General features: G+C 54.9%; 15 protein-coding genes. All 15 read right to left on the bottom strand.

All coding sequences use genetic code 11. The annotated features are described in order from the left end of the window. Positions 1 to 380: hypothetical protein (locus D1159_RS05540; RefSeq protein ID WP_161844690.1), on the bottom strand; the 380-nt coding region annotated here is incomplete at its 3' end. After that, positions 377 to 949, bottom strand: a complete 573-nt coding sequence (locus D1159_RS05545) for a hypothetical protein (protein WP_161844691.1) — start codon at positions 947 to 949, stop codon at positions 377 to 379. The genes D1159_RS05540 and D1159_RS05545, both read right to left, overlap by 4 nt. 3 nt (positions 950 to 952) lie before the next feature. Beyond that, positions 953 to 1882 carry a hypothetical protein gene (locus D1159_RS05550; protein ID WP_161844692.1) on the bottom strand — a complete coding sequence of 310 codons (930 nt, stop codon included), beginning with the start codon at positions 1880 to 1882 and terminating at the stop codon, positions 953 to 955. Between the two features lie 11 nt (positions 1883 to 1893). Next, complete coding sequence (locus tag D1159_RS05555) at positions 1894 to 2265, bottom strand: hypothetical protein (RefSeq protein ID WP_161844693.1); 372 nt, start codon at positions 2263 to 2265, stop codon at positions 1894 to 1896. After that, positions 2262 to 4562: a phage tail protein gene (locus D1159_RS05560; protein ID WP_161844694.1), complete on the bottom strand. Its 2301-nt coding sequence runs from the start codon at positions 4560 to 4562 to the stop codon at positions 2262 to 2264. The genes D1159_RS05555 and D1159_RS05560 overlap by 4 nt, the downstream gene beginning before the upstream one ends. Before the next feature lie 3 nt (positions 4563 to 4565). Further along, on the bottom strand, positions 4566 to 5327 hold the full coding sequence (locus D1159_RS05565) for a hypothetical protein (RefSeq protein WP_161844695.1): 762 nt from the start codon (positions 5325 to 5327) through the stop codon (positions 4566 to 4568). Between the two features lies 1 nt (position 5328). Then, a complete protein-coding gene (locus tag D1159_RS05570; RefSeq protein WP_161844696.1) occupies positions 5329 to 13737 on the bottom strand; it encodes a tape measure protein in 8409 nt (2802 codons plus the stop codon). Then, on the bottom strand, positions 13734 to 14111 hold the full coding sequence (locus D1159_RS05575) for an HK97 gp10 family phage protein (RefSeq protein WP_161844697.1): 378 nt from the start codon (positions 14109 to 14111) through the stop codon (positions 13734 to 13736). Before D1159_RS05575 ends, D1159_RS05570 begins: the two co-directional genes overlap by 4 nt. Before the next feature lie 12 nt (positions 14112 to 14123). After that, positions 14124 to 14939 carry a peptidoglycan recognition family protein gene (locus D1159_RS05580; protein WP_161844698.1) on the bottom strand — a complete coding sequence of 272 codons (816 nt, stop codon included), beginning with the start codon at positions 14937 to 14939 and terminating at the stop codon, positions 14124 to 14126. A gap of 32 nt (positions 14940 to 14971) precedes the next feature. Then, positions 14972 to 15508, bottom strand: a complete 537-nt coding sequence (locus tag D1159_RS05585; protein ID WP_161844699.1) for a hypothetical protein — start codon at positions 15506 to 15508, stop codon at positions 14972 to 14974. Positions 15509 to 15527: 19 nt separating this feature from the next. Then, a complete protein-coding gene (locus D1159_RS05590; protein WP_243152129.1) occupies positions 15528 to 15953 on the bottom strand; it encodes a hypothetical protein in 426 nt (141 codons plus the stop codon). 88 nt (positions 15954 to 16041) lie between these two features. After that, a complete protein-coding gene (locus D1159_RS05595) occupies positions 16042 to 16728 on the bottom strand; it encodes a hypothetical protein (RefSeq protein WP_161844700.1) in 687 nt (228 codons plus the stop codon). Between the two features lie 235 nt (positions 16729 to 16963). Next, on the bottom strand, positions 16964 to 17356 hold the full coding sequence (locus D1159_RS05600) for a hypothetical protein (protein WP_243152130.1): 393 nt from the start codon (positions 17354 to 17356) through the stop codon (positions 16964 to 16966). A gap of 14 nt (positions 17357 to 17370) precedes the next feature. Further along, the gene (locus tag D1159_RS05605; RefSeq protein ID WP_161844701.1) at positions 17371 to 19248 is read right to left on the bottom strand and encodes an HK97 family phage prohead protease; all 1878 of its coding nucleotides are present in this window, start codon (positions 19246 to 19248) and stop codon (positions 17371 to 17373) included. Continuing rightward, positions 19232 to 20488 (bottom strand): phage portal protein, encoded by a 1257-nt coding sequence (locus D1159_RS05610; RefSeq protein ID WP_161844702.1) that lies wholly within the window; start codon positions 20486 to 20488, stop codon positions 19232 to 19234. The genes D1159_RS05605 and D1159_RS05610 overlap by 17 nt, the downstream gene beginning before the upstream one ends. Positions 20489 to 20501: the final 13 nt, after the last annotated feature.

The raw sequence follows: 20501 nt of genomic DNA on the forward strand, positions 1-20501 counted from the left end.
GCAGCAGCGGCTGGGCCAATCAGCTCTGTAAATCCTGAGTCCCTGTATATTACTGCACCTTTGGGGATCATGTACCCCTGCCGCTGGTCTATGGGGTCTGCAAAATACCAGTTGTCTAAAATGTTAGGGTTGCTCCAGCCAGGCACCGCCGCAGCGGCTCCAGAGGCGTCGAAGCCCACCGCCTGGCCGGCTATCCCGGAGAGCTTGTCCTGCTTGGCTGAAAACTCATCGTGGGTATGGTCAGCCGCGGCAGCTCCGACCATGTCAGGTGTGTAGTCTCCTGCTTGAGGTATTACGGCCCCTTGTCTGCCATTAAATCTGATTACAGAATCGCCCTTAGTCAGATTAAACACCTTTCCAATTTCACTGGGGTTACTCATGTCTCGGCCTCCAATCGAAGAATATTTACGGTAAGATCCTTCTCCGGCAACATTTCACAGTGGAACGTAATCTCACCATTTGTTGTGACATTGTCTGCCTTAACGCCTGTGTCGCCGCAGACGACATACCAATGGTTATTATTTGCCAAGAAGTACTCATGTTTAACTGTTTGAGTCCTGTTGCTCCAGTTTGCGGCCGGCAAAGTGACATAGAAGCTGATTTGCGGATTCTTCAAGCTGACACTTTGGCCCAAATCAAGGCTCGTCTTGTGCAGAATCATTCCGGTTACGCACCAGCCGGTAGAAATGCGCTGGTTTTCTTTCACTCCCACTATGGCAACTCGGAGCCATACCCCACCCTCATTCAAACACTCAGCAGGGACGGCGCATCGGTTATCGGTCAAAGCAACGGCAGCGCTGACACCACCGGCCTCAAACCGCGCAGTCTTGGCAAATCCCGCCCACTCCTCATTAAATATAAATTCCACATCGTAAGGAGTATTGGCGTTCTGCACCAAGCTGGCGTCCCTGACCAATCTGATAGACGCCCCCTCGATTTTGATTGTCAAGCCTCATACCTCCTCGCCGTTAGCCGAAAGCTCCAGTCGAATCACATTCACCGTCAGATCCTCTGTTGGATCTGCGTTATTCTTGAACGTGATAAAGCCGGTTGTTGAGATATCTTTGGGCCGCACATTGCACACAAGGTACTCCTCGCTGCTGGCTTCATCCGCACTGAGGAAATACTTGTAAGCCGCCAAGGCCAGCAAACGGCTGTCGGCCACAGTGAGTTCCCCATTGACCCACCCTGCCGCCGGCAGGACCAAGTTAAAGGCAGTGCCTAGTACATCGCCAGCACCTGTCCCGTTCCGACCGTTATGGATGGGAATGCTGTAAACCGTCCCATCCGTCATAGTCAAGGTATAAATATCCGTAGTGCCGGGGGTATGATCGCCCTTAGTGAGCTGAATCTTGTGGATACCGTTCCCTGCGGGACCCACTAGTTCGCACCCAATGCCGCTGTTGATGTATTTCTCCTGCTCGGCATCCCAAACCCACCAAGTCCCATCCTGGGGCTTCGGAGGCTTGCCGCTGTATTGCCGGGCGGAGAGGGCGCTTGCCGCGGCGGCATCTGCGGAAGATTCGGCATCACTCTTCGCCGTCTGGGCTGCTGATTTTGCCCCTTCGGCATCCTTTCTGGCAAGCTCGGCGTCCGCTTTCGCCGCTAAAGCAGCGTTTTCCGCCTTCTTCGCCTCGGTTTCCGATACTTGAGCCGCCCCCGCGGAAGCCACCGCCTCATCGGCCCTTTGGGCAGCGGTGGACGCCGACGCCCCGGCGGCGTCAGCGGAAGCTTTGGCTGAGTCCTTGGCTGTGGCGGCAAATTCCATAGCGCTGGACGACTCCACATTCATAGCCGCCAAGGCGTCGTGAATAGAGCCCCGCACCTCTTCGCCATAGACAGCGTCCAGAATTTTTTGCAGGAATGTACTGATAGTAGCCAACGAAATCACCTCTAATCTTCCAGCATCCACTCAATCCCCAGAATTTCCTCCCCGGTGAGACAGCCGATGGTATCGGTGTACTTGGCTGTCATAAGCTCCACCTCGTGCTCCATCTCGTTGAATGGAGCCATTTCGTCGCAAAATACCTTGAAATTTGGGGAGTCGATTTTGACGCCGATGATGGGCCGCCCCTGTTCGTCCTTGGTCTCCTCGCCGTACTTCTCAATGAGGCTGTCTCGGAACGCCTCATATTCGGTGAGACATTCGGAGAGAATCCGGAAATTACGGGCGGCCACATATCCAATCTTGTCCCGGTGAGACAAAATCGGCCGGAGTTGATTCACCCGTTCCGCCATCTGCGCATTTTTCAGCTTTTGCTTCATGACTTATCCTCCTGTCCTCCTCCTGTTGCCCCTCCTATGCTGAGACCTCTGACCGTTGCCCCGCTGAAATCGACGGTCCCGCTAAAATAGACAACACCTTTTCGACTGCCAATCGTAATAAATCCTCCGCAAGGACTATAAATATTGATATAGGGCGCCGTGCTTTCGAAGTATTCGATGGTAAACATATGATAACGGCTGTCGCCGTAAGAGCCGTATAGGTTAAAGCTCCCGTTGCTGCGTCCGGCGATGACATTAAATCTCCCGCCATAGAACTCACCGCCCTCAATGACTGGTGACTTGATGGTGGTGGCGTCGATATAGGTGGACTGAATGTAGCTTGGCAGTTCAACCGAGTTTGCCAGCTCATAGGCCCGATTTGCCTTGGTATATGCCGCGTCAGCGGTGTCGCAGGCATCTGAGGCCAGAGAATACGCAGGGTTGTAGGCCAGATTTTTATTGTCGACCGCCGCCCAGTTGATGGTGCTGCCTGCGCCCATTGTGACCCTTCCGTTGATGGTGACAACTCCGGTGGAGCTCACCGCAAACGTGATCTCGCCGGTGTTTTTGTTGGTAACCGCCAATCCATACAAGTCCAGATATCCAGAAGAAAACTTACTGCCGGTCATCATACTGTTTCCGGCTCGGTCCAGGAAGTCGGAAGCCTGTACCACCCCTTTGAAATCTCCGCTGGCCGCCACAAGCTGACCGCCAAAGGTCCCCTTTGCCCCAGCCAGTGTACCTGCAAAGGTGCCCCGCCGCGCATACAGGTTGCCCTCCTCGTCCACAGTGAAATTGCCATTCCCAATGTCGATGGAACCCTTTTTTATGGTTAGCTTGCCGGTGGCCATATCGAGTATGAAGTTCCCACTGTAATCCCGCAGCGTTCCGGCCCGAATCACGTCGGCATTGAGCACGCCAGTGGTGATATAGTCAGCCACAATGGATCCGTCCATGGTGATGGCCAGACCAAAGGTTTTTCCGCCATCATTGGAGTAGCCCAGACCGTTCATGTTCCACTTCCACAGCTTGCTGGCCTTGGTATAGTCCCGGACGTTGGAAATATAAAGCGTGTCTGAGCCGTACTGGTCCTTAGTGATGGTAATGTAGCCGGTAGTGGCCATGTTCATGATATGAGTGGCGTTTTCCTTGGCCTCCTTGAGAATCGAGTGGGCTTTCGGAAGCCCCTCAATCTTCTGTAAAATGGCCGCGCTCATTTGGTTGTTCGCACTGGTGAGGCTCTTTTTCACACTATCGCCCAGTTTAAATTGGGTCTGCTCCGGGCTGTCCAGCGGAATTTCCAGCCTGGTCACAGGGAACAGCCGATCCAGACCATGCGGCCGAGAGATAACCCGAATTTCATCCAAGAGCTTCACTGCCTCAACGTCAGCATACAGGTAGTGTAGATCCAGGGCGCTTAACTCCAGTTCCATGTTGTTGAACTGAACGTCGGCCAGATAGGCTTTCGCTTTCTCCAGCAGAACGGCGGGGTCAGACACATCGTCCCAGGTAACTGTTTTCTCAATCCAGCCGTAGACAGCCACAGCCTCGCTGGACTGGACGTACATACTCCCCTGATTTACATTCTCCACCGTCAGATAGGCGTCCAGCGCCTCGATGGGACTGTTTTCCAAACGGCGGCCAAGGGGTACAATAACTGTGGCAAACTCCGCAGCATCCCACCGCTTGGTGAACGCAATTAGGTTGACGCCAAACTGGATGGCCTGGCTGCACGTGTCTGGGTACTCCTTCAAATAGTCCACATATCGCACCCCATCCACCTTGCGCACCCGGATGTGCCCTCCGTACCGCTCTACTAAGGCATTGATAATAGACATGGTGTTCTCATAGTTGGTGTAGTAGGTAGGAAAGCTGTCGTCCACTACCGTCACAGCGCCAATGGCGAACTGCCGGTTGGCGGCAGCTTTGGAGTTGTGTACGGCAATCAGCCGCTCCAGATAGCCCCGCACCGTCAAGCCGGAATACTCCGCCGGGGGTTGGGTGCTGTCGTTGAAGTATGCAAGCTCCCCCTCGCAGCAGAGTACCCGGTTGCGGTAGAAGTCCTCGCTTTCCGAGAGAACCCGCCCGGCCCAAATCTCTTCCCCGTCCTTTTCTACGGAAATATCAGTGACCATCCGGACAATGGTGTTATAAGCGATGTTCTGCGGCGGCAGCGTCATGGTCAAGGAGCCCGCGCCGTTGTCCTCTAACGTCAGCTTTGGGCTTATCACTTTCATGCTATCGAGGGCAAAGGCGCCGCTGTAGATACAGACGCCGCCGGCATAAATGGAATACACTTGTCACAGCCTCCCTTGTCTGAAATCAATGGATACAGTCCCTGTGCCATAGTCACACCAAAGATAGACGGCGGCTCCCTTACCTCCAAAGAACACAAACTCCGGAATTTGGACTGTACCATCGGGAAGCAGCTTGGTCATGTCCAGCCCCAGCTGCGGGTTGACAAAGCGAATATATACGCCCCGTCTCTGTGTGCTGGCTACAATAAATCTGGGACAGACCGGCGCCCTGCCCAGCAGTACTACATCTAATTTCCGGTACTCCACTGTGGTTGTAACTGAGAGGTTCTTGAACAGCGTGGTCCGAATGACGCCATTTTGAAAATTGAACGGATCCCAAAGCCAATCGTCAACGGACGACAATGCGGACCATTTGTACGGCCCTACATCGTAGTCAATCACAATGCGGGACCAGTCCTTTTCCGACTTCCAGGCGTTGACCGTAAAACGCCCTTCATAAAAATACTCTGGGTCGTCCTCCAACACTGCCCGCAGCCTCTGCCCATGCAGATAATCCATGATGTCAGAGTAGGCCGTGTGCCAAGGCTTGAAGTCGTTCATAACGATAAACTCAAGCGAGCCCGTCCGGTTCTGATACACCGGATACCCGGTGAGGGCCTGCGACAGATCAATGACGCCGTCCCCACCGGGGATTTCCAGTGTCTTCACTTTTTGTGCCGGCGGATTGAACACAGGCCGGGAAGCGGGGACCAGCCGCCAGTCATCCCAGGTGTTTTTCTCGCCGAATGTAATAGAATGGTACAAGCTAAATCCCCCTTCCCTTATAAGCTGCTCTCTGTCCCAGCGCGGCATCCATGGGCTCCGCAAGTTCTCCTACGAGAGCACCGGTACTTAGCACAATCCGCATCCCTTCCATACGCGTAAGCATTGCAGACATGTCGCCGCGAAGAGACCGCAGCTCCCGCACAACATTTTCGTTATTTGCGGCGTCGCTCGACGCGTTTTTTTCCGCAGAGGCGCGAAGTGTCATGCTCGCCTGACCAGCCAGCGCGGCAGTGTGCTGTGAATGAAACAAAGCGTTGAGTTCATCCGCCTGTCTTGATACATCAGACAGATCCAGCACTGGCCGGATGGTCGGTTCCATGTCAACGCCGTCATCGACGAGGCCCGCGACCATTTGGAGCGCATTGGAAAAGCCGGACTTAGCAGACTCAGCCATATCCGCTCCAGCGTCATAGGACTGGTCTGTATAATAATGCAGCCCTTCTATAAAATTGCGGCCTGCGTCATTGCCCAGTTCGGAAAATGCACCGGAAGACGCTCCGATCCCCAACGTCTCATTGACCGCAGCAACGCCTGCAAGCGCCATATTGGTCAGTTCGTTAATAAAGCTGGGGCGTTGGGACGTTACGCCTGTGGTAAGTTCAGTTACAATCCGCTGGCCCGTCTCATCCCATCCGGCTTCTGTAAGGATTTTCTGAGAGGTCTCGGACATCTCTGCCAGCTCAGCCTGTGTGTCCGTCTTGATAAGGCCGACTTTTTCGCCGAAGTCTTTTTGAAGCTGCTCCAACTCGGCGTTGGTCTCTTCGGTGACCTGCGCCATCTTCGACTGCCATATGGATCGGTACTCTTCCAGCTCCTTATCTGCCTCAATCTGGAGCTGCGCAATGCCATTCTGGGTTTCAACCCGAAGATCCTTCAATTCCTCCACTGCCTGCTCCCGGGCCTGGCCGTGCTTGACCGACCACAAGGACGCATACTTCTCCAGCTCGGAATCGCTCATGGCGTTCAAGGCCTTGATTTGCGAGATGGCATCCGGGCCCATCTGCTGAAGCTCCTCAATCAGCGCGGCGTCAAGCCCCCTGGCGGACAGCTTATCCAAAATATCCTGCCACTCGCCAAATTCCTTGACCTGACCCTCCAGGTTCTTCATCAATGTCTCCCCGCTGACTTCTTCCCGCTCCTTGACCTTGTCAAAGAGCCCATAAGACCGGTAAAGACTATCTTCACGGGATTTCAAGGCGCTTTCATACTGGTCATTCAGAGCTTTGATGTCCTGGGCAAGTTTCTCATTGATAGACTTTACCTGATTGGCATAGTCCCGCTCCAGTTCCAACCGCTTCTGCCAGCTCTCCTCCTGAACGGACTGAATATCCCGGGTGTATTGCTGTTGGGCCTCGCTGATGTCTTTTTCTAACCGAAATACCTCCCGGTCCGCTTTTTTCCTCGCCTCGCTTCCTTTCTCGCAGCGGCTTTGTACGCGCTTCCATGCGGCAAGCTCATCTGCAAGACTAAGCCGGTTGTAGTATTTCTCCTCCTCAATCCAATCCAGTGATTTCTGATAGGATTCGTCAGCAAGCTCGTTACGAAGACGGAATACTTCCCGATCCGCCTTCTTGCGCTCCTCGGTTCCCTCCATGTAGCGCCCCTGTACGCGCTCCCACGCGGCAAGCTCCTCCTCCAGACTGAGACGGTTGTAGTATTTCTCCTCTTCAATCCAGTCCAGCGATTTCTGATAAGACTCGCTGGCAAGCTCGTTGCGAAGACGGAATACTTCCCGATCCGCCTTCTTGCGCTCCTCGGTTCCCTCCATGTAGCGCCCCTGTACGCGCTCCCACGCGGCAAGCTCCTCCTCCAGACTGAGGCGGTTGTAGTATTTCTCCTCTTCAATCCAGTCCACAGAGTTCTGGTAAGTGGAGGAAACCAGTTCATTTTGAAGCCGGTAAACTTCGCGGTCGATTTCTTTGCGTTCTTTACTTCCGGCCTTGTATTTGGATTGAAGATTTTCCCATCCGGCCAGTTCATCCTTCAAACTGAGTTCGCCGTAATACTTCTTCTCCTCCGCCCACTCCTTAAACGCCTTGATGCCCTTGCGGCTGACCTTGATGACCTGACCGATCATATCGGATGTAGCGGAAGCTGCGGGAACGATACTATTGTTAACACCGATGGCAAGGCCCTCGCCAATGTTTTCTCCCAGGTGAATAAACTCACGGGAAGGCGAATGGCTGTCTAGCGCCTGCTTTGCTGCGTTTAGGGCCGCCAGCCCCAGCCTGCGGCCTGCGGCAGACGCGCCAATCAGCTTAGAGTTAATGCCGTTAATAAACCCCTGGGATACGTTTTTGCCTGCATCGACAAACGAATCTTTCCCGCCATTGAGCGTCTTTACCATGTCTGTCAGGACAGTTGACACGGCGGACTCGGCCGCCCTTCCGTCATCTTGGATGGCTGCGCTGAAACCAGTCATTATTTGTGCGGCTGCCGTATTCACAATGCCGGCCGTCTCATTCATTGTCTCCGCCAGAAAGCCCATAACCTCTTCCATCGCCGGAGCAATGACCGCTTTATTACTGGATATGGAAGCTCCAACCATATCCAGCATACCGGCAACCGCATTGTCAACGCTCTCGTCACAGTGGCAGAACGCATCGGTAAAGCCGGTAATCCCGACATCCGCCAGTTCCCTCAAAGATTTCCCGAAATTTGAAAAGGCTTTTCTATCAATGTCTTTCACGCCTTTGGCCAGATCCACCAATGCCCAAACCTGAGTAATTACGGCGGAAAGCTTTGCCGGGTCGGCCCCGGAAATCTGGGCGTAGTAATAACCCATGTCCTCGCCAAACACAGCAATGTCGTCGCCGAAAGAGGCCAGAGTCTGGTCCCCGCCAAACCATTGATCAAAGAGGCTGCTGTCAGGAAGTCCAGCCGCCAGATTAGACAGTGCGCCGGCGGCATTGGCCGAAGCGGTTACGGCGTCGGGTTTTACATTTCTGATAGCGCTGGCATAAGCGGCCAAGCCGCCGCCGAACAGAACAAGGTCCTCTCCAAACGCGGCGATGCTGTTTTCCCCAGTAAAAAAGCTGACCAGACCGCCGCAGTTCGGCAGCGTATTTGCCAGCTCAACAAGCGCTTTGCCAGCGGAAGCGGAATTCATCACTGTGTCGGCGTCCAACCCTTTGACCGCCTGAGAATATCCTTTGATAGACGTTCCAAAGCTGAGAAGCTGAGTGCCGAATGTGTCCAGGTTATTTTCTCCCGCAAAGAAGCCCACAACGCCGCCGCAGTTCGGCAGCGTATTTGCCAGCTCCACCATGGCCTTTCCGGCCGCCGCTGAATTTGCCACCGCGTCCCCGTCCAGGCCTTTGACCGTCAGGGAGTAATTTTTGATTGCCACTCCAAAGGCAGTCAGCTGCTGACCAAAGGCCGCCATGTCATTCTCACCGGCAAAGAACCCTACCACTCCGCCGCTGTTGGGGAGGGTCGCCGCCATCTCCGCCATTGCTTTACCGGCAGTCGCCGCATTAACCACCGTGTCGGAGTCCAATCCCTTGACCTTATCTGCGAAATTTACCATAGCGTCGCCAAAAGCGCCCAGCTGATTGCCAAAGGTCTTCATGTCGTTGTCCCCGGCAAAGAAGCTCACCACACCGCCACTGTTGGGGAGGGTTGCCGCCATCTCCGCGAAGGTCTTACCGGCAATCGCGGCTTTGGAGACCAGATCTGCGTCCATCCCTGCCACCGATTCAGAGAATCTGCTCATGGCCTCGCCAAAAGGTACCAGCTGGTCTGCAAAGTCGGCCAGAGAGCTTCCCCCTGTGAGCCACGAGGTCAGCCCGTCCAAAATATCAGCGGCGGTAAGCAGCAGAATTACTTCCGTCAGGGCTTTCACCCCAGAGAGCATATCGGGCGTAATGCTTCCGGCCCCCTCAATAAATGGCTGAAGGTTAGTCATGAAAGCGGATAGATCCGCCCCGATCTGCGGGAATTGGCTGGATACGCCGCTCATAAATCCGCCAACGATGCCGCCGACAAAGGATCCAATGGCTGTTCCAACCCCTTCAAGGAGCGTTCCGCCCTCGCTGATAAGCCAGGAGAGGCCGGGAATCTGCGCCAGCCCACCGATTGCGGCCAACACAAGGGCCAGCTCTGTAATGACTGCGCCCATTCCAAGTACGCCGGCCATGGCCCCAGGGACCAGCGCGGCCGTCGCCCCCAACGCCAGCATAATCGCAGACAACAGCCCAATACCCGCAATCCCCTTCAGCAAAACGCCGGTGTCGATACCGGACAGAGCGTCAATAACCCCGGAGAAAAACGCCATCAGGACATCTACTGCCGCCTGAATCAGCGCTGGCAGGTTGCGCGCAATCCCCTCAAGCACCTCAATCAGGAACTGCATCAGGGAATCTACGATCTGCGGGGTATAAGCAACCAGCGCCGACAGTACGCCTGCAAGGAGCTCCAGCGCGCCCTCGGCCAGCGCCGGGACGCACTCCACCATAACGTCAACCCAGGTCAGTACAAGGGTTTTCACTGCCTCTCCGATTGCCGGCGCTCCCTCTGTGATAACCTTGCAGAAGGCGATCACCGCCTCGCCCAGCTTTTCGGCAACCGCAGGAATCACGGCGGCTATGCCGGTAATAATAGCTGTCAGGCCCGCCACGATAATTGCTGTACCGGCGCCCAGCGACGTGGCCAGCGCAGTAATGCCGATTGCGGTGGCCGACAGACCTGCCCCAATGGCCAGCAGTCCTGCTCCAATGCCAAGAATTCCAGCGCCAATCAGCGCAACGGACCCCGCAAATCCGAGAATAGAGGGGATGAGCGGGGCGAGCAATGCTCCGGCGGCACCAATGATGGAAAACGCCCCGGCAAGGGTGAGCAGCCCTTTCGCGATGGCGTCCCAGCTCATGGCGCCAAGAACGACAAGCGTCGGAGTGAGCAGCGCCAACGCGCCAGCCGCAATCAGCAAAGCGGCGGAGCCGGCAAGCGTGCCGTTCATTAGGTTCAAACCGACCGCGAGCTCCGCAAGGGCGAGCCCCATAGCGACAAGTCCCTTTGCGATTTCATCCCAACTCATACCCCCCATCTTTTTGAGGGAGTGCGCCATGATTTCCAGGGCGGCGCCAACGGCAATCATACCAGCGCCAACACCTGCCATGTTCTTGGGCATGAGATTTGCGGCGACGGCGATATCCGCCAGCGCGATTCCCATGGCGGTAAGTCCCTTTGCGATCTGATCCCAGCTCATGCCGCCAAAGCTGGCCATTACCGCAGCGAAGAGCTTCATGGCGGCGGCAATTTCGATAAGCGCAAAGCCGGTCGCAACAACATGCTTGGCGTTTCCGGTCAGCTTTGTGAAGGCGGCGACTTCCAAGAGAAGGGCCCCAATAGAGGCAAGGCCTTTGGCCAGCTCGTCCCAATTCATTTGCCTGAAATCCTTACAGGCGGACGCCAGGATCTTCATCGCCCCAGCCAGAATAACAATCCCTGCGGCGGTGGCGACGGACTTGCCGTTGAATTTCGCGGTGTTCAGAAACAGGGAAACCTCTGCCAGCAGAACACCCACACCGGTAAGCCCTCTCGCCAGCGGCTCCCACTCCAGCTCGGCCAAATCAGCACAAACTGAGGCGAGAACTTTAATCGCCCCCGCAAATATCACCATCTGCGCCGCGCCTTTGACGACGGAACCGGAGCCGCTGCCCATTACCTTGACCGACGCCACCAGCTCCGCCATCAGTCCGCCAATGCCGGTCAGGCCAACCGCAAGCTGTCCCGCATCAAGGCTGGCAATCTTTTTCAGCGCTGACGCCAGGATTAGGACAGAGGTGGAAATCGCCAGCATCGCCGCGCAGGCCTTTATTACCCCTTTTATCTCACCGCCAACTTTCCCAAAAATCGCCATAGAACCCATCAAGTCGGCAAATAATACGGTTACAGAGGCAAGTGACGCCGCCAGTTTATCACTGTCAATGAGAGAAATAACTACGATAGCAGCGGCGAGAATGGCGATAGCGCCGGCAATCTTCAGCAGGGCGCCCGCCTTCAGCTGGGTCTGATAGGCCTCAAGACACCCTCTCACCCCGTCTAAGATCCCCTTCACGTTATCGAGGAACCCGCCGAGGTCATCGAAAGACTCTTTTATCGTTCCCAGAAACTTTATAAGCCCAGCCGCAATCGCGCCAAAGGAAATTCCGTTTAACAGGTCAATGGCGCCGTTGAAATCCGCGTTCCCCAGTTTTTCTGTGATACTGGCCGCAAGCCCGCCAATTACTCTGACAATCGCGCTTCCGATGGTCTTGGCTCCGTTATACAGCTTCTGAAGCGCCTGGAAGAACTTTGTATCCGCGAACGCGGCGCTCATGGACCCAACCGCTGCGGTGACCTCGGACCCCATCCCGCCTATGGCGTCGATCAGCTGTCCTATCCGGGCCTGCGCACGGCCAAGGAAGCTTTGGAACATCTCAAACCCAGGCAGCTTGAAATCTTCTTTGACCGCCTGAATGAATTCCTTTACCCTCAGCCCGGCGGTTCTGATGAACTCCGAGATGCTTTGGCACGCCTTGTTGAAGATATCGCCTTTCTTGGCCGCCTCATCGATCCCGACCAGCCAATCGCCCAGCGAGGCTGTCGCATCGAGAATGCCGCCGCTCAAGGTCCCAATCCCCCCAAGAAGAGGGCTCAGCATCTTGAATGCCGCGGAAAACCCCTGACGGATAAGGTCAAGGACGGCAAACAGTCCCTTGAATGTCCGGCCAATTTTATCCGCCGTCTCATCCGAGAGAATCAGTCCCTGAGTGAACTTGTTCAGTCCCTCCAGCAGCCCATAGAGCCGTTCCGAAGTGACAGGCGGAAAAACCTCGTCCCATGCCCCCTTCAGCGTACCGAACACCTTTTGGATTGCCTTGGCGCTGTTCAGGATTGAGTCAAAAAGAAGCTCTCTGCCGCTTTTGCGGGTCATATTTTGCACAAGGTCGGCCAGCTCTCCTGTAGAGGAATTCGCCTGACTGCTGAGAGAACGAAGCGCCTCGATTTGCGCCTCGGTATATCCAATATTCTTTAGCTGCTCATCGCTCAGGGCAGAAATGCCGCCGGTTGTTCCGGTCGCCTCATTCGCCAGTCTGTCCAATGTCTCGGCTAAAATATCAGTGGTCAGCCACCCCTGTGACAGCGTTGCGTCAAAGGAACCGGCCTCCTCAATCATCTTGTCAAGGCCTTCGACAGACTCGGAAGCCGTCTCCCGAAGCGTGTCGCGAAACGCGTCTACAGAAAAGCCGGCTTCCCCCACCTTGTTCTTGAGCTGCCCCCAGCTGGACATCAACGCGCCGCCGAGGAGCGAATTTCGGGCCTCGGAAGAGCCATCGATGATACTGCTGAAGAATTCAGAGAACTCCCGCAGCGTAACCTTTGCTTCCTCATAATCGCCCACGATCAGCTGCCAGGTTTCCGCCCAGCCGGATTGTGCGCTCTCCTTTAGGGTATCCAACAGCTGAGAAAAGGTCTTGACGTCCTGCGCGGCGGCAAATGCCTTCTTGCCAATCTCCGTCGTCTCATCGGCGTAGTCCTTCAGCGTCTCGGTGAGTACCTCGGTGGTCATCCATTGATAGGCCAGACTGTCGTTGAACATATGCGTAGCGTCGATTGTCTCTTTCATCAACGCGCCTTGGCCGTTCTTGGTGAGCACCTGATACATACCGTCGGCGGTTTTAGTCAATGTGCCTGCCGCTACCGCCGCCTCCAAGAGCTGCGTTTTGAATTCCACTGTAGCCATATTGGCGTTCTCAATAGACTTCCAGTCGATCAGCTTTACATAACCAGCGGAGAGGGCCTGGGCGAAATTATACATGGCCCGGGAGGCCTCGTTGGCATTGGCTCCGGAAACCGCGGCCACATTGCTGACGCCCTGGATGGCGGCCACAGCGTCATCCAGCTTTACCCCGGCGTTGGTAAACTTGCCGATGTTGGAGGTCATATCCGCGAATGAGTAAATCGTCCTGTCGGAATATGTATTCAGCTCGTCCAGCTTCTGGTTTACCTTATCCAAGCTCTCGCCGGTGCTGGCCATAATGGTCTGGATAGAGCCCATTTTCAACTCATACTCATCAAAGCCGGAGGAGACGGGTTCAACCGTAAAGGAAGCAATCATCCTCTTTCCAGCGTTCACCGCAGAATTGGTAATATTGGAAAGAGCGGTTATCGCCATGACCTCAAGTGCTGAGAACTTCGCTTTTACCCCCTCGACAGAGCTGCTGAGGGTAGATAAGCTGCACTTCTTGGCGGCGTCGCCAAGACCTTCCAGCCCCTTCGCGGCGCCGTTCAGATCCAGCCCCTGTTTGAGCTTGCCCAGCGTGGTCAAGCTGGTCTGAACATTTTCCTCAAACTGCTTGTTGTCAAACCGCATCTCTACGACTCTCTCGTCGATTGTCGTACTCATAGCTTCGTAACCTCCCTCCATGCGTTATTTGCAATCTGGTCAAAAATAGGCTGGATAGCAGGGTTGATGTAATCTCTTCCCTGTACCCAGCCCCCGGTCCCCGTACCATGTCCGTATTGCAGGATAATGGCGATTGGGACTCCATTTTGAATATTGGAGTTGCGAAAGGAGATAACAGCCGAATCGCTTTTATTGGTGATCTTGTAGTACCATGAACCGGCAGTTTCTCCAGAGTCAACCGGCGTTGCAGACGCAAGGGCGGCCACTCCAGCCCGGCCGTACTTATCGAGATCGCCCAGATGAACAACCTCTTTCGCTTTTTCTAAGAATCGGGTCAGCTTAGAGAAGTCGCCCTTTTGCCTGAACGTAACCATTTCTTTCTCCCGTCACACCCTAGTGCAGTAATCCAGAGAGACCCAGCCCGCTCCAGACTTTAACTTGCCCCACATAGAGGCGCCCTTCCCTGCCGCCTCGCTGACAATGGTATAGACGCCAGGCTTGATCCCGTTCTGGACGATGGCGGTATCGGTTCCAGGGCCTCTGCGCACACGCAGATCCGCGGCGGTGATGCGTACTTGATACGGCACCTTGCTCACAGAGATGCCTGGATGCTGTCCCGTCACGTCAGCACCAAGCTTGGCGTTTACCTTTGCTGCGATGCTTCCGATCCGCTGATAGATGTAATCGCCTGGGCACGCCTTGTTGGCGAACCAGCGGTGGACCGTGAGATTCTGCTTGCCGGGGTTGCCTACCAGCTTCTTGTCTCCAGACCACAGCAGCTTCTTAATGCCGTTGCGCCGGCAGATGTCTGCGCACAGTTCAATTAAGCTGGCCATCGCCTTCTCAGTAATGGCGTAGGGATGCGTACCGTCACAGGCCACCTCAATGGTAACAGCCTGGTAGTCATTGGACGCGCCGGAAATGCCGTTCACACGGATAGGGTTGCCCTTCTTGTCCTTCCCGCCGGTACACCAGGAGCGGTCTTTCTCCTCAACACATAGGCCAATTGAGCCGTCGCAGCCAACGACATAGTTGCAGGACGCCTGCATGGAGCGGGACTGGAACACCTCGCACCCCTGCTTGGCGGTCACCTGACCGACAAAACAGTGAATGGTGATGGTATCAATGGCGTGGTTTCGGTTTGCCGTCCGGTTTGGAGAAATCATTCTCACCGTTGCCAGAGGGCTGTTCGAGAATTCCATATAATTTCCACTTCCTTTCTGCGCATACTGCGTCATCCTCTTGTATTCCATTTCTTTTTGTTGGCGGCGTTAAGTATCCGGTTCTGGGCAAACTGCTCGGACCGGGGGATCTTTTGCGGTTTCTGTCCTTTGGCGTTACAGACATTGATGAGCGTGAGCAGCCGGTTCAAATGCCATTTCTGGCACTCAAACGGGATATTATGGAAGATCATCCAGTAGTAAATAATTTCAGCTGTAACAACTTCGCGGTTCGCGCCGCCTTTCTTGGTATTGCGAACCGTTGTTGCCGTCATTGGGGCGTCGATATAAGCGTTCACCTCTCGCAGAATTGCCGGCGTAATCGCTTTATAAACAGATGGGTCCACATTCTGCGTCAACGTCATGCAGCGAACGTAGTCAATGGACTCCTCCCTTGTCTTCTTTTTTGACAGGAACGGCTTATGCCATTTCGACTCCCATTTTGAAAGTGAGACCAGTGAATGCTCCAGTCGAAGCGTCTGCCCTTTTGCATAGATGAAATTTTCGACGCCGTCAAACAGCTCAGTTTCAGGAATCGTAATTTCCAGCATCTCCGGTCTCCTTATGGCATCAGACCAGGGTCAGCTCGGAGGTCCCAGCGGGAAGATCTGCGCCTTTATCAGCAGAAGCCTCATCGGCCTTGGCCGGGATGATTCCGGCGACAAAGTCACTGGCGGCCTTGGCGTTGGTGGCCAGCTCCATGAACAACTGGCTGTAGGCCTCCGTCTGGACAAAGGCGTCGCGAACCTCCTGGTTCTTGATAAACCGGCGGCCGTCGGGAGACTTCACACCGTAGGACTTGATGATGATATCCTTCATCGTGTCGACGATCTGCCTGCCATTCTGGGCCGCGACGACGCGCCTGATCATCTCTGTAAGACCGCCGTCGACAGAAAGCTCCAGTTCGGTGACCTCCGCCTGAGTCAGGTGGAAATAGTGCTCCTCCTTGCGAGGATTGCCATTGTAATCAATGTAATCAAACGTCTTTTTCAGCATGGAAGATTCTCCTTTCAAAAATTAAAGAAAACGGAGCCCTCGGTGAAGAGAGCTCCGCTTCGCAGGATTACAGGCGCCACACAGAAAATCAGCCGGCGGTCTGGACTTCTTTGAAGAACTCGATTACCTCGGCCGGCAGGGGCAGCCGGGACTCGGCGGCCTTGACATCACCAACGGCGTCCTTGCCGTAGATAATGTCCTCAAAAGCGGCCAGTTTAGCCTTGTCCGTCTTGGTGGAGTCGATGGTCATATGGGCGGTGGCCTTGAAGCCAGGGACATCCACAGGGGTCGTGGTCAGCTCCCAGCTCATGGAAGTGGCTTCTGGGCTGTCATTGACTGTCTGGCGATTCTTCTCAGATGGAGAGGCCTGCGCCCCGTAGATCAGATGGAGCTTGTAGCCGTAGTTCTGCCCAACCACGTCGTTGCCGATTAAGGTACGGTAAGCCATACCAAACATCTTGCGGGTCTGCTGGCCGATGGTTACGCCAGGGGCCACCTCAGCGGAGCCGTCGCACTCCTCAAACTCAGGGGGATAGGTATAGGCCTCCACAGTGGCGCCGAAATCCTCAGCGGACATCAGGTTGAGGTACTTGATATTATCGGCCCAAACCGCATTGGGCTCGCCGCCGGAGGGGCTTTCGTTGACTGCGGACAGGCCATTCCAGGGCACGCCCTTCGTGTACTGGCCATCGCTGCCCATGGGGAACAGGACGCCATGATCCAGGCCAGTCTCAAATAGACGCTCGCCGATCTGGTCCCATTTCATTCTGCTCATTATCAATTGCCTCCTTTAAAAATATAGGGTAAATATATCGTGGTTCAGATTGTCCGCTGTAAAATGCCGCTCGTGGGCGCACATGGGCAGCAGCGCAATCTTTTTTGGCAGGTCGCTGTCGGGTTTTTTATAAATAGCAGTCACTTGATAGCCGTTGTCCAGTAAATACGGCCGATTATTGGCAAATACCGGCTTTATGAGCTTTCGTTCATAAACAATGCAGTCGTACTGCATCTTAAAGCCGGTCGGGGGTTGAAAGTAGACATTCCGAGAGCCGAGAAGCTGTTCCAAGATCGTCTGAAGCGCCGTTCTCCGCCCCATTGTAAACACCCCCAATCGTCAGAATCAGCCTGGGATACTGGACTTCCACATTGGTGACTTTCCATTTAGCGCCCGCAAACCCGACATAGCGCATTCGGTAGAAATTCAGACAGGCAAATGGATCGGCGACTATGCTGATCTCATTTGCGACATTGACGTTGTCATTGAGCGTTTCGGCAGATTGAAGACGTCTGGTGTTCCGAATCAGTTCACCGTAATACATCCGTTCGGTGATCTGCTCTTCGTAAACTCCGGGCTGCGTTTCAACCGTATCAGCATAGCCCACCGGTCCATAAAATTTTGCCATTTTGGATGTTCTCCTTAACCGTTGGCAACGGGCTTTACAGGCTCCTCCAAAGCGATAGCCGACCACAGGCGGGTCAAGGCGCCCGACAGGCGGGTCTCAATCAGGTATTTCTCCTGGTTGAAGTCGATGTCGAATTGATTGAAGCGGGTGATCTCGCCGCCCTTGGTGGAGCCGACGGTGTAGTCGGCCAGGTTGACAAAGAGGCCCAGAAGCTTATGCTGGATGTTCTCCTTATCTGTACGGGCCAGCCCCTCAAACTGCTCAGCGGTGTAGATGTTGCTGACATTCAAAGCCGCGGCCAGATCCGCCTTGGAGTTATAGATGCGCCGGCCGTTCATGTCCCGGGCCAGCAGCATCACGTTAACCAGATGGGGCGTGCAGAAGAGATCGGGGGTGCCGGTGCCCTTGTACTTCTCCCGGGAATACAGGGCGGCGGTGATGAGGGCCTCAGCGTAGATGTAGTTCTCGCCGAAATTCGCCTCGGTGCCAGACCCTTGGATCTCCTTCCGAGCGGCCTCAATGTCCACATCGTAGTGGATGGTGTAGAGATCATCATCGTTCCAGACAGAGCGGATATGCTCCTCGGAGATCTTCTGCTCGTCCGCCTCATCCCGGCCGTCGCCGATCAGGATGGCGATGGCGATTTCCTCATTGAGGGCCATACGCATAACCCCGTACTGATACTCAACCACATCGAAATCGGTGATGTCGATGATATCGTCCCGGTGCATAGAGTCGCGGATGTAGATGGTCTGCGGATCAGTGGTGCGCTTCATAAGCTTCATGTTGCCGGAGGGCGTCTTGCGCTTTCCCTTCTGATAACCATGGGCCCGGATGTCGTCGCCCCGGGCGTCCATGTTCTTAGTGCGGATGCGGCTGATAGGGCTCTTATGAACTTTGCTCATAACCACCCCGACCCAGCCCTGGTCCCGGGTGATGAGTTCGGGCGCGCCGGTCTTCAGATCCTTATACTCAGGGAACAGGGCCTCAATGTCTTCAAAGCCGTGCTTGAGGGTATCGCTGTTCTGCTCGGCATAAAGCTTCAAGGCGCCCTGGAAGGTACCGACGCTCTTCGTCTTAGCGCTGGCGATAATCTCCATCTGGGCGGAGTGGCTCAGGGTAAAGTCCTGGGCCTCGTCAGGCTTGTCGAAAACGTTGTGCTTCATGATGTTGTCTCCTCCTTCAGGATTGTCAGAATGTTGGACGGTGCCGTCAGGTCCGTCAGGCTTGGCGTCAGGTTTTCCGCCTTCCTCAAGAGCCTGGCCAATCATGGCATATACCACGGTCTTTTGCTTATCGGTAAGGGTGTCGAATACCTCTTCAACTGTCTCCCTGTCTTCGCCCTTATCAGCAGACTTGGGCTCCTGTTTCGGAGCGCTCTTGGGCGGAGTGGAACCAGAGCCGCCGTCATCTTCGCCGGAATGGCAAAGCGCAATAGGCTCGCCGGTTCCAATAACGACCTCCTGCTCCGCGCCGTCGCCATGGGCCAAGTCTACGAAGTCAATGAAGGCCCCGGGGTTTGCCCCTGCAACGACCAGGCTGACTTCCCGGATATCGCCGTGAATAACATCCCTGCCGTGGCCGTTGGGCTGCTGCTTCAGGCCGTTGGCATAGATGGACAGCGCCTGTACGTCGCCATGCTGCACCAACTGCTTGGCCGCCTTGCCGCTGTCGGTGTCGTTGAAGAAGCCATAGGTGTACACACCGTCCTGACGATTCTCCAGGATAGCGTGTCCCAGGATGTTAGCGGGGTCATTGTGCTGGTGGTTCCACACGATGGGAACCGACATCCCGTCGCAGTGCTTGAAAGCGTCGCGGCGAATCGTACGTCCGTCGGCGCAGACAAGGTCGTTTCGGGTTGCCCAGCCACTAAAGTCATACTTCAGTTCCATTTTGAACGTTGTCCTCCTTTGATGTTGTGGTAGGCTGCGATTGCGGTGTGTTCTCCGCCGGCGCGCTCAGATTACTGTTCCGGAGTTCGTCCGCTTTCGGGTCAGTCGAGGGCTTCATGCCGATCTTCTGTCTGATTTCGTTCGATGTCATAACCTCGTTACGGGTGAACTTGTCTGTCATCTCGGCAATTTTGTCCACCGGCACCAGCTTGAACGGATCTCTGAAGAACAAGATGGACTGCTTCTGTGACCGAGCGGTTTTAGTGAGGAATTTCCGCTTCATCTCGTCAACAATGGCGGAAAGGATGGGTTCAATCGTTCTGGTGTAATAGTTCTGCATCGTCTTGTCGTCGGCGGAACCATCCATGATGCCCTGGGTCAACCCTAACTGGCTGTAAAGCATACTCGTCAGGTATTCGATCTGGCCCATAAGATTGTTGTCAACGGGTCGATTCAGCTGAACCACACGCTCCGTCCCGTCGGTGTACGCGACGCCGTATTTGGAGCCGGATAACTGGTCCTCGATATCTTTACGGCGTTCTTCCGCCTGTTGACGCCTCGCCGCCGTCTTAATGACGTAAGGGAGCTGGATGATAAGATTGAGCTTTCCGGAACCGCTTTGTTCGTCAATTGCGTCCAGCAGGTTAAGCTTCCGAATCAATCGCTGCATAGTAGAGTTTGGCTCATTCATAACCGCGTAGAAAGGATTTTCTACAATGCCTACCGTACTTTTCAATACGAGAATATCCTCTTTCTCCCCTTTACGGTCATTATAAACGCGGATTTTTACATGCTGCGGATACCACTCCAGGATCTTCCCCGTCCGCATTGTCACAATGTCAAAGGCGCCGGTCTCTTTGGGATTGAATGTTGTATCCACCGGCACAATCGCGACACAGCCCTCATCCAGTATGGACATGGCGATATCCTGGGCAAAAGCCCGGCCTGCTTGGTCAAGATTCGCCTCAACGGTCAGGCAGTTATTCAGACCGCTGTCGATGACTTCTTTGAACCGGTCATTCTCGTCCAAGCGGACGTGCTGAATTGTCATGGAAGAAACATCTAAAGCAATGCGGTTGTAAACCGAGGTCACAATGGAGCGCTCGTTTCCCCGGCTGAAAACAGGCCGGTCCGGACGGTAGGAATAGCTGGGTCCAAAGGAATGGCGGTAATTGAGCGGGTCGCGGTTGAGAAACGTATTCCATGCGTGCCGCAGTCTGGAGCCAAGTGCCAGTTCCATTCGGAATTCATCA

It is taken from the genome of Pseudoflavonifractor sp. 524-17 (assembly GCF_009935845.1).
Taxonomy (GTDB): Bacteria; Bacillota; Clostridia; order Oscillospirales; family Oscillospiraceae; genus Pseudoflavonifractor_A.